This is a genomic window from Daejeonella sp. JGW-45, from assembly GCF_029360805.1.
Lineage (GTDB): Bacteria > Bacteroidota > Bacteroidia > Sphingobacteriales > Sphingobacteriaceae > Daejeonella.
This window is the reverse complement of sequence record NZ_JARKNC010000001.1, coordinates 473332-488213: the sequence shown is the minus strand read 5'-3', so window position 1 is coordinate 488213 and position 14882 is coordinate 473332. Positions and strand designations below refer to the sequence as shown.

General features: G+C 42.1%; 9 protein-coding genes. 8 read left to right on the top strand and 1 reads right to left on the bottom strand.

Annotation, left to right across the window (positions count from 1 at the left end):
- The first annotated feature begins 17 nt into the window (after positions 1–17).
- The 4 genes from P2W76_RS02220 to P2W76_RS02205 all read left to right on the top strand — a co-directional run bounded on the left by P2W76_RS02220 (position 18) and on the right by P2W76_RS02205 (position 9211).
- Positions 18–1733 (top strand): glycoside hydrolase family 3 N-terminal domain-containing protein, encoded by a 1716-nt coding sequence (locus P2W76_RS02220; protein ID WP_276345844.1) that lies wholly within the window; start codon positions 18–20, stop codon positions 1731–1733.
- A 53-nt stretch (positions 1734–1786) separates the two neighbouring features.
- On the top strand, positions 1787–5089 hold the full coding sequence (locus P2W76_RS02215) for a UvrD-helicase domain-containing protein (protein ID WP_276345843.1): 3303 nt from the start codon (positions 1787–1789) through the stop codon (positions 5087–5089).
- 1 nt (position 5090) lies between these two features.
- Positions 5091–7970 carry a PD-(D/E)XK nuclease family protein gene (locus P2W76_RS02210; protein ID WP_276345842.1) on the top strand — a complete coding sequence of 960 codons (2880 nt, stop codon included), beginning with the start codon at positions 5091–5093 and terminating at the stop codon, positions 7968–7970.
- 251 nt (positions 7971–8221) lie between these two features.
- On the top strand, positions 8222–9211 hold the full coding sequence (locus P2W76_RS02205; protein ID WP_276345841.1) for a pyruvate dehydrogenase complex E1 component subunit beta: 990 nt from the start codon (positions 8222–8224) through the stop codon (positions 9209–9211).
- Between the two features lie 141 nt (positions 9212–9352).
- On the opposite strand, the gene P2W76_RS02200 is transcribed toward P2W76_RS02205, so the two are convergent.
- Positions 9353–9826, bottom strand: a complete 474-nt coding sequence (locus tag P2W76_RS02200; protein ID WP_276345840.1) for an Lrp/AsnC ligand binding domain-containing protein — start codon at positions 9824–9826, stop codon at positions 9353–9355.
- Between the two features lie 1347 nt (positions 9827–11173).
- Here P2W76_RS02200 and P2W76_RS02195 point away from each other — a divergent pair.
- The 4 genes from P2W76_RS02195 (at position 11174) to P2W76_RS02180 (ending at position 14867) form a co-directional block, all read left to right on the top strand.
- A complete protein-coding gene (locus P2W76_RS02195; protein ID WP_276345839.1) occupies positions 11174–11539 on the top strand; it encodes a response regulator in 366 nt (121 codons plus the stop codon).
- 160 nt (positions 11540–11699) lie between these two features.
- A complete protein-coding gene (locus tag P2W76_RS02190; protein ID WP_276345838.1) occupies positions 11700–12698 on the top strand; it encodes a hypothetical protein in 999 nt (332 codons plus the stop codon).
- Positions 12699–12756: 58 nt separating this feature from the next.
- Entirely contained in the window at positions 12757–13212 is a 456-nt protein-coding gene (locus tag P2W76_RS02185; RefSeq protein WP_276345837.1) for a cytochrome B, read from the top strand.
- A 245-nt stretch (positions 13213–13457) separates the two neighbouring features.
- Entirely contained in the window at positions 13458–14867 is a 1410-nt protein-coding gene (locus tag P2W76_RS02180) for an anthranilate synthase component I family protein (RefSeq protein ID WP_276345836.1), read from the top strand.
- Positions 14868–14882: the final 15 nt, after the last annotated feature.

The following is a 14882-nucleotide window of genomic DNA, read 5'->3' as shown; positions in this document are numbered from 1 at the left end:
ATATCTATTAAACAATCATGTATTGTAAATTAAAGAGCTGCTTACTGGCTATTTTCCTGATACTTCCGTTTATCGGGCTCGCACAGACTCCAAAATCTTTTGTAGAATCTTTAAACGATTCAAATGCCTGGGTAGATTCTGTCTTTGACAAGCTTAACAGGCGAGAGCGCATAGCTCAATTGTTTATGGTTCGTGCACATACGGACAAGGGCAAAGCGTACGAGGATTCTGTAGGAAGGGTTATTAAGAAGGAGGGCATTGGCGGACTCGTATTCTTTCAGGGCGGTCCGGGAAGGCAGGCTATCCTGACGAATGAATACCAGTCGCGTAGCAAAGTGCCTTTATTGATAGCGATGGACGCAGAATGGGGATTAGGAATGCGGCTTGATAGTACAGTATCTTTTCCATATCAGATGACTTTAGGGGCTATCCAGGATAATAACCTTATTTATGAGATGGGAAGGCAGGTTGCCTTAGACTTCCAACGTCTGGGCATGCACGTCAATTTTGCGCCGGACGCCGACATAAATAACAATCCAAAAAATCCCGTAATTGGGTATCGGTCTTTTGGGGACAATAAATTTAATGTAGCAACCAAAGCCGGAGCCTATATGAAAGGATTACAGGATAATAAGGTCATGGTTAGTATCAAACATTTTCCCGGTCACGGTGATACAGATGTCGATTCACATTATGATCTGCCTCAGCTGCCTTTTTCGAGGGCCAGACTCGACTCGCTGGAAATATATCCATTCAAAGAGCTTATAAAGCAGGGGGCATCCGGCGTTATGGTTGCACATATGAATATTCCGGCACTTGATAACACGAAAAATCTGCCTTCCACCTTATCGAAGCCTATCGTAACCGGCATCCTGAAAGAGGATCTTGGATTTAAAGGCCTGATTTTCTCAGACGCGATGGAAATGAAAGGTGTCGTGAAATTTTTCCCTCATGGTGAGGCTGACGTAAGGGCTATTATCGCAGGTAACGATGTGATAGAATTGTCAGAAAATACTGCAAGGGCGGTGCGGCTGGTAAGAAAAGCGATCAGAACCAAAAGATTGAGCTGGGAACAGGTGAATGAAAGTGTAAGGAAGGTGCTTACTGCGAAATATTGGGTTGGACTGGATAATGTTCAACCGCTCAAGACAACTGATGTAGCCGCCGAATTGAACCGTGCGGAAGCGTTGGTGCTCAACCAGCGTTTAGCTGATGCAGCTGTTACGGTTTTAAATAGTGATTCGCAGATCAGGAGCCTTGACAAAAATAAAAGGACTGCCCTGGTAAGTATGGGTCCAGCTACATTGACGACCTTCCAGAATATGCTTAAGCCGGATCTTGGAAATAGCATGAATTTTCTGCTGTCAAAGAATGCATCCGCAGAAGATATTGCAAACGTCACCAGGGAGCTTCGCGATTATGATCAGATTATAGTAGCAATACACGATTTGCGAAAGAGGCCAGCCGCCGCCTTAGATTTCAATGATGGCATGAAGCTTTTTATCGCCGAACTGGCAAAGATGAACAGTACAATGGTCTTATTTGCTAATCCTTATACAATCGCAGGCTTGCCGGGTATTGAAAGGGCTAAAACCATCCTGGTAAATTATCAGAATTCAGAAGAAGCTCAGAGAGCCAGTGCGAAAGTTATTGCAGGAAAGTTGAAGGCAAGTGGTAAATTGCCTGTAAGCGTAAGCACTAATTTCAAAAACGGAGATGGTATAACTCAGTGACCGTTATGAAACACTGAGTTTTAGCGCTAACGTGAGCTTCGTTAAAGAAGATAATGGTCCGACAGAAACCTCTTAAACTTATACGTGCGTCTGCAGGCTCTGGAAAGACTTTTTCATTAACAGCCCATTATCTCATTCTGCTGTTTAGCGGCGTGGGGAAATACCGCGAAATACTGGCGGTTACCTTTACAAATAAGGCTACCGCCGAAATGAAAGAGCGGATCCTAAGTTCGCTCGAAGAGCTTGCTTCCTCCGGATACACCAGGTCAAAGTTTAGCGGCATACTTCAGCAAAACTATCCGGATCTAAGCGACCAGGACGTCCGTCTAAGAGCATCGGAGATATACAGCAGCATATTACATGATTATAGCCGGTTTTCAGTAAATACAATCGATGGCTTTGTCCAGCAGTTAATCAGGAGTTTTGCATTTGAACTGAACCTTGATAGCGGCTACAAGCTGGAAATGAATCAGGACAAGGTTAAGGATGAACTTATAAAAGCCTTGAACCTGCATCTTGAAAAAGATCCCGATCTGCTGGAATGGGTAACTAACCTGGCTATTGACCGGATTAACGATGGTAAGGATTGGGACTATCAAAAAACGCTCGGGGATCTTGCTGACGAGATCTTCAAAGAGCGTTATTATCCTTTTCAGGAAGCAATGCTGGCTATGGGTGATGAGCAGGGCAAAGAGTTTAATAGCCTGCGCCAAATTGTAAGCACCGGCATTTCGGAGTTTAAAGCCGATTTATCAAATCGCACGCAAAATATAAAAAAAGCCTTTGATGATTCAGGGGTACTGGTTGACGAACTTAATCAAAAATCAAGGCATCCTTTGTTTAAGCTTGATAAGATCATTAATGAAGATATCGGACTAATTAAGGCACTTGATAAATTAGTAGATGATTTTCAGCAATGGCCAAATAGTAAGTTAACCGATACCAGTGCTGTTCAGTCTCTTTACGATCGCCTTAATCCGGAAATAAAGGAATTAAAGACACGTTACAGCGAGGGGGGTGAAAAGTATGAAACCTATCTCGCCATCAGTAAAAACAGTTCGTACTTGCGCCTAATGCAGGGAATGGCAGACTTGCTAAAAAACTACCGGTCAGAGAACCGCGCCTTGTTAATAAGTGACGCCCAGCACCTGCTGAAAGGAATAACCGGCTCCGATGTCGACAACCCGTCTTTTATCTGGGAGAAAACAGGTAATAAGTTTAAACATTTTCTTTTCGACGAGTTCCAGGATACGAGCACCTTTCAATGGATGAATTTTCTACCCTTAATCAAAAATGCTATTGCAGAGAGCCAGGGTGACAAGCCGGAGCACCTTGTAGTGGGAGATGTCAAACAATCTATTTACCGATGGCGGAATGGGGATTGGCGTATCCTCCATAACAATGTCCGAAGCGACCTTTTGAGTGCGAATGTCGATGAGGAAAATCTGGAATACAACCGCAGGAGCTCAGCTATTATCATTCAGTTTAACAATTTCCTTTATTCACAACTCCCGAAAATCCTGCAGCAGCAGATTAACCAGGTTTTCGCGGAAAATGCCCGCGATCATTTGCATGAGATGTGGAACCTGGAAAATAATCAACTGATTGAAAAGGCTTATGAAGGGAGCTATCAAAAGTCCACAGAAAATACCAGGCCGGGAGGCAGAGTTGAAATTAAATTTTTCTCGAAAGATGAAGATCCGGATCTGGAGGAAGATCATAGTGCGGCGGCAGCGTATACCATAGACAAGCTCGCAGAGCTTTTGGAAACCGGAATTGCCATGAAGGATATAGGGATTCTGGTTAGAGTTAACAGGGAGGCGGAAGAGATCCTGGAATGCATTTTTAATAAAAAGAACCAGGACAGGCTTAGCCGGGCAGCCGGCAAAACTTTTCAGGTCATCTCTGGCGAAGCTTTAAAGATAGTAAACAACCCTGCTGTGCAGCTGCTGATAAGTACCTTTAGGATCCTGGCCACTCATGACCAGGATAGCGGGATTTACAAAGCCGAATGCGCCCGTCTTTGGCAGCAGATCAAGAATCCTGGCAGCGACTTTATAGCTTTGGAAGGGATCGATTGGATCGAACTAACGATGAAACCTGTCGCTGAGCTCGAAGACATTTTACCAGCCCGGCTTTGTAAAGAATTTCACTCATTTCGACAGCTTCCGGTTAATGAGCTTACCGAGAAATTGATCCGGATCTACATGCTGGGGGATATTTCAAATCACATTCCTTTTTTGCTCGCATTCAGAGATCAGGTTGCTGTTTTTTCGAGTGCAGGCGATCAGGGAACGGCTGCATTTTTAGATTGGTGGGATACGGAAGGGTCTGTAAAAGCATTGCCAGCTGCTGCGAACCAGGATGCTGTGCAGGTAATGACAGTTCACAAATCCAAAGGTCTTGAGTTCCGGGCTGTGATTGTGCCATTCGTTAACTGGAAACTTAATATTTATAGTGGCGGCTTTATCAGAAAACTGTTATGGGTCGATTCCAACGCTGCAGGATTCGATAAATTTAATTTGCTTCCTGTTGAATACAGCAAAAATCTTTCAAATACAGTATTCGCTCAGGGACATTTCGAAGAGATGCTCCTTAATTATATGGATATAATTAATACGTTGTACGTAGCTACGACACGTGCTAAGGATTATTTATGCCTCATCTGTCCTACTCTCCCGCCGAGGCCAAAAACAGGTGTACCTAATGATATCCAGATTATACTGTCGGAGATGCTGTCATCGCCGGCCGGGCAAAAGCTTGAATTTAACAATGACGACAATTGCTTTATATTAGGCAGCGGTACAACGTTATATGAGGACGCTTCTGTGGCCGAAACCGAGAGCTTGATAGTAAGTTCTTACCAGGTCAACGAGCGCCTGACCGAAAAGTTTAGGCGAAACAATCAAAAGCAGGAAAGTTGGTATAATGCCAAACAGAGAAAGGGTGTGGTATTACATGGTCTTCTTGAAACGATAAGTAATCTTGAAACCCTCGATAAGCTGATCAATGAGAAAGTGCAGGAGGGATTAATCAGGCTTTCCGAAAAGGAGGAAATAAAAAAGACAGTTCTGGAGGTGTTGATGCATGAACAGATCAGCTTTTGGTTTAATACCGCAAAATTTGTGATCAGTGAAAAAGATATGATACTTGAAAATGGGGTGGTGAAACGTCCGGACAAGTTATTTGTCTTTGATGATCATGCAGTGCTGCTTGACTTTAAGTTCGGCGAGGAGCAGGCAAAATATATTGAGGAAATTAAATCTTATCGCAACAGCTTGTTGCAAATGGGCGAGTTTAGGGAAGTACACGCCTATCTGTGGTATGCCCGGGACGGGAAACTCCAAAAAGTTTGATATGGGACAGGACAAATTTCTATATCGCGTTGCCTCAGACTTGCTGAACCGTTTCGGGAACGATCTTCAGGACGTTGCAATTGTATTTAATAATAAACGGCCGCAACTTTTTCTTAAAAAATACCTGTCTGAGATTAGCGGGAAACCCATCTGGAGCCCACATTTTTACACGATACAGCAATTTTTAGCGCTGTCAACCTCCAAGGTTTGCTCTTCCCCATTGAAGCAGTTTTTTGTGCTGTTCAGCGAATACAATCTGCTGCTGGCATCAGAAGGAAAGGAAACAGTAAGCGCCGACGTATTTTACCCGCTCGCAGAGATCATTGTTTCCGACTTTTCACAAATTGATTACTATCTAGCTGACCCGGCTAAGGTTTTCAACCTGATAGGTAGTATCGCCGAGCTGCAGCATCAGTTTCCGAATTTTGATGAAGAACAACTGGACTTTATGAGGTCGTTCTGGGCTTCCTTTTCCCAGGAGAAGCAGAGTAAGGTACAGGAAAAGTTTATTGAAATGTGGCATCGCATGCCCGTTCTTTATAAGAACTTTCATGATAAGCTGGGAGAACAAGACCTTGTGACCAGCGCGAAAATGTACCGGGATCTTGCAGAAGGCCGGTCCGGAAAGCAGGAATTTATCAGGCAGTTTCCTCATGTGGTTTTCGTAGGATTTAATGCATTGTCTAAAGCTGAAGAGCTCCTGTTTAAGAACTGGCAGAACGATGGCCTATGCTCTTTTTATTTTGACGCTGACGAGCATTACTACTCCGATAAAAAACAGGAGGCGGGTCATTTCATCCGGAGAAATATCAATACGGTAGGGTTGAAAAATGAGTTTCAGCTGCCTGCGGCAAGAATAAACGATCCTGCAAAGGAATTTACCATTGTCCAGGCTTTGGGAAATGTTGCACAGGGAAAATTGCTTACTGACTTGCTGGGGGATAATAAGTCGGCGGTCGACTCTGATTCCAGGGCGATAATACTTGCCGATGAAAGCCTTCTGCTTCCCGTTTTGCAAACGGTCACCGATGATAATCTAAATATTACCATGGGCTACCCCTTCGGGCAGTCGGCCGTTTTCGGCTTATGCGATCTTTGGCTTAACATTCAGGAGGAAATCTCTTCCGGAGACCGGCTTACGTTAGCCTATCACCAGGTGATGATTTTCATTTTCAATCCTCTGATTAACCTTGAGGACGATCTGCGAAATAACATTTATAAAAAAATAACCCACGAGAAGAGATCAAGATTCGAGCTGAAAGATCTTCATGGGCTGGGAAAAGCTGCCGGGTTATGTTTTTCGGTTTACAAAAGCCCTTCGGAAACGATCCGGAACCTTGGCAGCCTGCTTCTGATCATCTCAGAAAAGATAGATCAGCTGCGAAAATTGGATAGCCTGTTAATAACCGAGGCAATAAAAGCATTAAATATTCTGTCGGATAATTTTGAGGAGCTGAATGCAAGCCCGGGAGGCGTTGAGATGGATGCAAAGTTTGTTTTCCGCACAATACGGAGAGCCCTGGCCGGCTTATCAGTGCCGTTTGACGGAGAGCCTCTTTCTGGTCTCCAGGTAATGGGTTTGCTTGAAAGCCGGTGCCTTGATTTTGATGAGCTGATCGTATTGGGAATGAACGAGGGTGTCCTGCCAAAGGTAAGCATCACACCTTCATTCATCCCCGACAATGTACGCCGGGCTTTTGGGTTGCCTGTATTAGAAAATCAAAATTCAATATTCTCTTATTTTTTCTATCGCCTTCTTCATTGCGCAAAGAAAATCACCCTGGTTTACAATGGTATCACGGACGAGAAAAGTACGGGCGAAGAAAGCCGGTTCATTAAACAGCTCCGGTTTGAAACCCAATGCCGTTTTCGCGACGCAGTTCAGCGAAACCAATCTGTAGAAAATTATGGAACACAGGCAATTATTGTAGAAAAGAAGGGAATTGTATTAGAGAGGTTATACAAATACCTGCAGCGAAACGCAGATATCAGATACGATAAAAAGATTTCAGCATCAGCATTTACAGAATATGTTAGCTGCCCCCTGAAATTTTTCTTTAGCAGGATCGCTGGTTTAAAAGAACCCGATGACCTGCCCGACCAGATCGGTTCCAATCTTGTGGGAACAATGCTGCATTCGGTAATGGAAACCTTTTACCGCAGCTCTGTGGGATCAGAAGTTACTGCCGGATTTATAAAAATGCAGGAGAAGAACCTTACGGCAATGTGTCAGAATGCTCTTGCAGCAGAGTTGAATGCTGACGCGGCTAATCCTTTAAGAAAGCAGGATGCTCTCCAGCAGATCATATTAAAGGTTATAGAACAATACGCTCTTAAGATCCTGAGGCATGATGCAGCCTTGGCTCCGTTCACCATAATAGAACTGGAAAACAAAGACAGTTATGCCCCATTGTTTAGTGTCAGGGTCGATGGCAAAGATGAGGAAGTACGCTTGCTTGGAATTATCGACAGGGTCGACCGGCTGGACGGAAAGCTGAGAATTGTAGACTATAAGACAGGGAAAGACCAACTGAGATATAAAGATTTTGAAGGGCTTTTCGATGATGAGGGCAGAGGGCAGAACAAAGCGCTTATTCAAACCTTATTTTACACCTATGTATACGAAAAGTCACGATCGGTCAACGGTGTTGAACCTCACCTTTACACAGTAAAGGATCTCAAAAACGGAACGCTCTTTTCTGAAAGGCGGCGTGATGGCTTGAAGCTATCAGATCAGAACCTGGATCATTTTAAAGAACAGTTTGAACTAAAGCTAAGCGAAAAGCTGAATGAGATATTCGATAAAACTATACCTTTCGTTCAAACTACTAATTTGGATATCTGTAAGTATTGTCCGTTTAAGAAAATTTGCCAGAGGTAATTAATTGCGAAATTCATGCGTCAGGGTAGCGAAACAGGAACCGTTGGCTGGATGGATCTACCGAATTGTTCAAATTTTAATATTATCCGGATCAGGAATCTAATTTAGTCAGATGTTGAAGAGATTTGCAGGATAATTGGGAAAATTCAATTATCAAGTAAGCAATCCTGATTTTTACAATCCGCATTCGTAATTCGTAATTGATAATTCCTAATGGATAGGTATATTTGCATTCCCAAAATGAATTACAGATGAGAGAAATACAGTTCAGAGAAGCACTTCGCGAAGCATTAAATGAAGAGATGCGTAAAAACGACAAGATCTTTTTAATGGGCGAAGAGGTTGCTGAGTATAATGGAGCGTACAAAGTTAGTCAGGGTATGCTGGATGAATTTGGCCCTAAGCGCATCATTGATACACCTATTGCTGAGCTTGGTTTTGCTGGTATAGGCATTGGAGCTGCGATGAATGGATTAAATCCCATTATCGAATTTATGACATTCAATTTCTCTCTTGTGGCAATAGATCAGGTGATTAACGCTGCATCCAAAGTTCTTTCAATGAGCGGCGGGCAATTTCCCTGCCCGATAGTTTTCCGTGGCCCAACCGGCAACGCCGGTCAGCTTGGAGCGCAGCACTCACAGAATTTTGAAAACTGGTATGCTAACTGCCCGGGCCTTAAAGTGGTAGTACCGTCCACGCCATACGAAGCCAAGGGCTTGTTAAAACAAGCTATTATTGATCCGGATCCGGTAATTTTTATGGAGTCCGAAGTGATGTATGGCGACAAAGGAGAGGTTCCTGAAGAAGAATATTACCTTGAAATAGGTAAAGCAAATATTGTTAAGGAAGGTACTGATGTTACGATTGTTACTTTCGGTAAAATGCTTTCACGCGTGGTATTGCCGGCTGTTGAGGAATTGACAAAGGAAGGCATTAATGCCGAAGTTATCGATCTTCGTACCGTTCGTCCGATTGATTACGGCACAGTTATTAACTCTGTAAAGAAAACCAACAGAATGGTTTTTGTAGAGGAAGCCTGGCCATTAGGATCCATTGCAACGGAAGTTGCATTTAAAGTTCAGAAAGATGCTTTTGACTTCCTGGATGCACCGGTTCTTCGTGTAGCCTGTGCTGACGTACCGCTGCCGTATGCTCCGACGCTGATCAAGGAAGCTCTTCCTAATGCTGAAAAAGTAATTGCCGCCGTTAAAAACGTAATGTATTTAGAAGCTAAATAGAAAATTCTCTTTTCTCTAACGACAGGATCCCATGTTAAGGTCTGGTTAGGGTCTTGTTCGTAGATCCTTCGTTCAAAGTACCGTTTGAACGAAGGATGTGCGATCATGCTAATAATAAGAAGACAACATCTCCAATCAGATTTATTGTAATGTGATCTGGCGTTTAATGCTTTCCTCAAGTGATATAAACGTTTCTGTACGCTGAATGCCTTTCACACCCTGAATATCTTCGTTGAGTACGTGCCTTAAATGATTGGTATCCCTGCAGATGATCTTCGCGAACATGCTATAGAGACCAGTGCAATAGTGAAGCTCTACTATTTCCTTAATATTCCGCAGATTTTCCACCGCATCTTTATACTGAGATCCCTTTTCCAGGAAGATACCAAGGAATGCACAGATATCATAACCAATTTTTTGAGGGTCAATTATGAGATGCGAGCCTTTGATAACTCCCAGGTCGTGCATTTTCTTCATCCTCACATGTATAGTTCCGCCGGATACAATCAATTTCTTCGCGATCTCGGTATAGGGAATAGTGGCATCTTCCATTAATATGCCCAGAATTTGCAAATCGAGATTATCAGGTTCGAAATTTTGAGTTCGATTTTCCATTTGTAATTATTATAATGTTAATAAAATTCAAATATAATTATAAATAACATAAAAATTAAAATAAATCATTAAAATATTTGCAAAAAATAATGGCTTGCCTTACATTTGTATTAAGCAATCGGGAAATACTGAGCGCTGACACACTGTAGGGTGGTGAAATTTGGCAGACACACCTCCTCGTCTCGGTGGCGAAGATTTGGGAAATACCGTAAAAGGGAAATAACTGCTTCGTGAAGGTTCGACTCCTTCCCCTACAGCAAACCTTATTCAACAGGTTTATAATTGGTTAGTTTAAATAAGCTCCTGCCCATCAGGAGCTTATTTTATTTGCGGGAAAATTGTTGTTAGAAGTGAGACAACCAGGATGAGTTTCCCAACGATATTTTAAGTGTTAACGAGAAAACTTTCATTAATTTGTTGGAAAGGGAGGCCTGTGTCTCTTTGGTCGTGGTAGTCCGGCTCTATGCAGTAGCTTTGCCAATAAAGATTATATTAAATTGAAATTATGGGCTGGCAAAGGCTACTTGCTGCGATCCGGTTTATTTTACTCAGGACAGAAGTTCTTTGGTGCAGCAGTTTGCACAGTTTATTAGAACAATTTCCATCGATCGGGATTAATTAACGATAATAATAGCAGTATCCCTGCCATCTAAACGGGATAGTAGCGGCAGCTTTTTGCCTTTGAGAAATTCTCTGGTTAAATCAACGTTCATGGCAAAAACTACAGCGTCCGCCCGGCTGAAGCCATTCGGACGGGGAGAGTCGGTTTCCGAACCGAAAAACTACAGCACCTGCTTTCCAGATTATTACCTTTTTAATGATTCTATAAAATATTTTTCTGTCCTGCCAGTCAACACAACCTGAAAGGGACTGGGATGACCCCTTATACCTGTTATCAATAATGAAATTTCGCCCCATTATTTTCAATAAAAATTTTTAATATCATACTAAATTCACTTAAAAATTATCAAATAAATAAAAATAAACTTAATTCATTAAAATATTTGCAAGGAATGAACCTTCTCCTTACATTTGTATTAAGCAATCGGAAATACTGAGCGCTTACACACTGTAGGGTGGTGAAATTTGGCAGACACACCTCCTCGTCTCGGTGGCGAAGATTTGGGAAATACCGTAAAAGGGAAATAACTGCTTCGTGAAGGTTCGACTCCTTCCCCTACAGCAAACCTTATTCAACAGGTTTATAATTGGTTAGTTTAAATAAGCTCCTGCCCATCAGGAGCTTATTTTATTTCATCTCCTGCTGTCTTTTCTAAAAGTTCTTTCTGAAAAAAACATGGAAGTGGCTTGAATGTTGTATTATTAGATCAGATATAAAAAGACGAAATGAGACGTGTTTTAGTTTGTGATGATGATGTCACTATTTCAGAGGTAGTAGCCATTATTCTGGTGGACAGCAATATGGCGGAAGTTTATACTATCCCCGATTGTGATAATATTATCGCCAAAATAGAGGAATTAAAACCTGCTCTTATCTTTATGGATAATAAAATTCCTACGCATGGCGGTGTAGTAGCTACTCAAACGATAAAAAGTCATCCTGTCCATAAATCTATACCGGTTGTATATTTCACTGCCAGCCAGGATATAGATCAACTTGCGGAAAATGCAGGAGCGGATTACACTCTGGCAAAGCCCTTTAGCATAAGCGACCTTGAGGACGTTGTTAACAAGGCATTTAGAACGAAATAGCGTAATTGAATAAAGAACAAGGAACAAAGAGCAAGGATCAAAGCTGGATTTTGTGACCTCCGAACCCATCTAAATCTGGCCGTTATATTTTGTCTTTTATTCTTTGTTCTTTGCCCCTTATTCTCTTAATATAAATTGAACTCTTAACTTTGAGAAGAATATGAAACAATCAGCCTTTCTGGTTCTTCTTTTTACGGTGATATTGTCTGCCTGTACGAAAGACGATAACGAACCGCTGCCGAAAAGTACTGTTTCCCGGTTATATGTTTCGAATGCTGATACTGACACTGCAGTTCCGAACCTTTTTATTTTTGATCCTGCTGACAGCACTTCCTTTCCGAAACCCTACCAATTTGACTCTAAATTGCCGGATGGGAATGGGATTGTTTTTGATCCCTATTCAGGAATAGTCTATCAGGTGAGCAGGCAGGAACGGAACATCCGCAGTTTTTCCGTAGAAACAGACGGCACACTTTCCGAAAAGGGTTCTTTCATCGACGAACGTTTGCCAAGTGCCAGAGAGATTGCTTTCGACAGGAACCGGAAGTCACTTTATGTTTCAAGTGATTCTGATAGTGCGATATACGTATATGGCGGCATAGACACACTTCGGAGCACCGTCAGGGCAACTAAGAAATTAAAGATAAATGACGGACGGCCATGGGGTATACACCTTGAAGGAGAAAACTTGTTTGTTGCACTGGATCAGGGAAAATTGGAGGTGCTGCTGTTTGAAAATGCATCGGCTTTGCAGGTCGGACTTATAAGCGCTAATAAAAGGATCGCTATCGCGGGCGCCACAAGGCTGCACGGAATTACATATTCATCGGAAAGCGACGTTTTAATGATCACAGATATCGGTGACGCGTCATCAAAAACAGATGGAGCTATATATATTATAGAAGAGGCAGCTGCAAAGTTTACAGCGCAGGGTTCGCAAATAACACCGACAAGAACTATAAGAGGTGTATCAACGGGCTTAGGAAATCCTGTCGATATAGCTTTCGACAAACGGGAAGGCAAAGGACTTATTTATGTTGCTGAAAAAGCAAATAATAAGATACTTGTTTTTAAGCTGGCTGATAATGGGAACGTCGATCCTTTTATGACCACTACGTTGAGTTCGTCGCCAGAAGCAATTTATTTGGATGCCAGGTAGGAACCCGCTCGCTATTGATCACAATTTTTCTTTACTTTGATCATAAAATAAAAAAGCCATGTACAATTTTTTCTTAGGACTGCATTCAGGATTACGTTATATCGTCCTGTTGCTTCTTGCGGTAGCAATCGTTTTGTCGGTAACTGCATTATTCGGTAAAAAAGATTATACCCAGACAAACAGGAAGATCAATCTTTTTGCGATGATAGCTACCCATACTCAGCTTCTTGCCGGTCTGATATTGTATTTCTTCAGCCCGCTGGTTCAATATGGAAATATGGGAGAGGCAATGAAAAATACTCTTGCGAGATACTGGACGGTTGAACATGCGGTATTGATGCTATTTGCTGTGGCATTAATAACTGTTGGCCACTCGCGTTCAAAAAAAGATGTGGCTGCTGTCAATAAGCATAGGGCAATTGCATTGTATTATGGTTTAGCGATATTGGTAATTGTCATCGCTATTTACCAAAGTGGCAGGCCTTTGTTGGGAATGACGAGCATAGGTTCATAAAAAAGCAGAAATAGCACGCTTATATTATATAAAAAATTTGCAATGTCAAATTTCTTTATATTTTTGTGACCGATGAAGATGATACAAAATACTGGAAATTGGTGGTACCCTTTAAAAGAGCGGCGCACGGGACAGGTATTTTGAGATAATATTAATCAACCAAAACCTAAACAATATGAACCCGACGCTTTAATGCCGTCGGGTTTTTTTATGAAAGAATATATCCCGGGGATAAGAAAACGATTATGAAGAATTATAAATTATATACCTCACACAAAAGACTGCTTGCGGATACGACAACGCCGGTAAGTATTTATCTGCGATTGAGGGATGTGTTTCCCAATAGTATCTTACTTGAAAGCTCGGATTACCACAGTCGCGAAAATAGTTTGAGCTACGTATGCTGTGATCCGATCGCAGGTATAACACTTAACGGGGATAAACTTGAAACCTATTTCCCCGATGGTACCCGTGAGCAATACCCGCTCACTGGCCTGGATCTGAAGAAGCACGTATCCGATTTCAGGAAGCAATTTGAATCGGCCTCGCAAGGTGATTTTAAATTTATTTCAAATGGCTTGTTTGGATATTTTGCGTACGAAACCATTGAGCATTTCGAGGATATAAAACTACAATCAACAAATGTCGATGGTCGGAATATCCCCTTGATGCAATATCATGTGTACCGGTATATAATCGTAATTGATCATTTTAAAAACGAATTGTTTCTGCTTGAACACAGAACCGAGAAAAATGCGCCCGACAGCCTGGAGAAGATCCAGTATTTAATTCAGAATAAGAATTTTCCTGAATATAAGTTTCACCTAAACGGTGAGGAAAGATCAAATTTTACGGATGACCAATTTATTGAGACTGTTGAAAGCATAAAAAAGCACATCTTCCGTGGCGATATTTTTCAAATAGTACCTTCAAGATCATTTTCCACTCCCTTTCTGGGGGATGAGTTTAACGTCTACCGGGCCCTGCGGTCTATAAATCCGTCGCCCTATTTGTTTTACTATGACTATGGTGATTTCAAACTTTTTGGGTCTTCGCCAGAGGCGCAGCTTACCATAAAAAATAGTGAAGCGACAATTTATCCGATTGCAGGTACTTTTAAAAGGACCGGCGATGGGTTGTTGGATGCGGAGCTAGCAGAAAACCTAAAGCAGGATGTGAAAGAAAATGCGGAACATGTGATGCTTGTCGACCTTGCGCGAAATGATCTGAGCCGTCATTGCGATAAGGTGGAGGTCCGGTCGTTTAAGGAAATTCAATATTATTCTCATTTGATCCATATGGTATCAAAAGTCACCGGTCAGTTGCAGAAATCTGTCGACCCTTTTGATGTTGTTGGAGATACCTATCCTGCCGGAACCCTTAGCGGCGCCCCGAAGTATATGGCTATGACACTTATCGACAGGTTCGAGGGTCAAAAGCGTGGCTTTTATAGTGGAGCGATTGGTTTTATGGGATTCAACGGAGATTTTAATCATGCAATTATGATCAGGTCCTTTTTAAGCCAGAATAACGTGCTTCACTATCAGGCAGGGGCTGGAATTGTTGCTGATTCTGATGCGAAAAGCGAATTAAACGAAGTTAATAACAAAATTGCGGCGCTTAGAAAAGCGCTGGAGATGGCAGAAGAACTTTAAGAAACTGAAAACTGA

Excerpts from the sequence above, each read along its gene's own strand:
- P2W76_RS02220 (WP_276345844.1), top strand. The coding sequence starts at position 18 with ATGTATTGTAAATTAAAGAGCTGCTTACTGGCTATTTTCCTGATACTT.
- P2W76_RS02215 (WP_276345843.1), top strand. The coding sequence starts at position 1,787 with ATGGTCCGACAGAAACCTCTTAAACTTATACGTGCGTCTGCAGGCTCT.
- P2W76_RS02210 (WP_276345842.1), top strand. The coding sequence starts at position 5,091 with ATGGGACAGGACAAATTTCTATATCGCGTTGCCTCAGACTTGCTGAAC.
- P2W76_RS02205 (WP_276345841.1), top strand. The coding sequence starts at position 8,222 with ATGAGAGAAATACAGTTCAGAGAAGCACTTCGCGAAGCATTAAATGAA.
- P2W76_RS02200 (WP_276345840.1), bottom strand. The coding sequence starts at position 9,826 with ATGGAAAATCGAACTCAAAATTTCGAACCTGATAATCTCGATTTGCAA.
- P2W76_RS02195 (WP_276345839.1), top strand. The coding sequence starts at position 11,174 with ATGAGACGTGTTTTAGTTTGTGATGATGATGTCACTATTTCAGAGGTA.
- P2W76_RS02190 (WP_276345838.1), top strand. The coding sequence starts at position 11,700 with ATGAAACAATCAGCCTTTCTGGTTCTTCTTTTTACGGTGATATTGTCT.
- P2W76_RS02185 (WP_276345837.1), top strand. The coding sequence starts at position 12,757 with ATGTACAATTTTTTCTTAGGACTGCATTCAGGATTACGTTATATCGTC.
- P2W76_RS02180 (WP_276345836.1), top strand. The coding sequence starts at position 13,458 with ATGAAGAATTATAAATTATATACCTCACACAAAAGACTGCTTGCGGAT.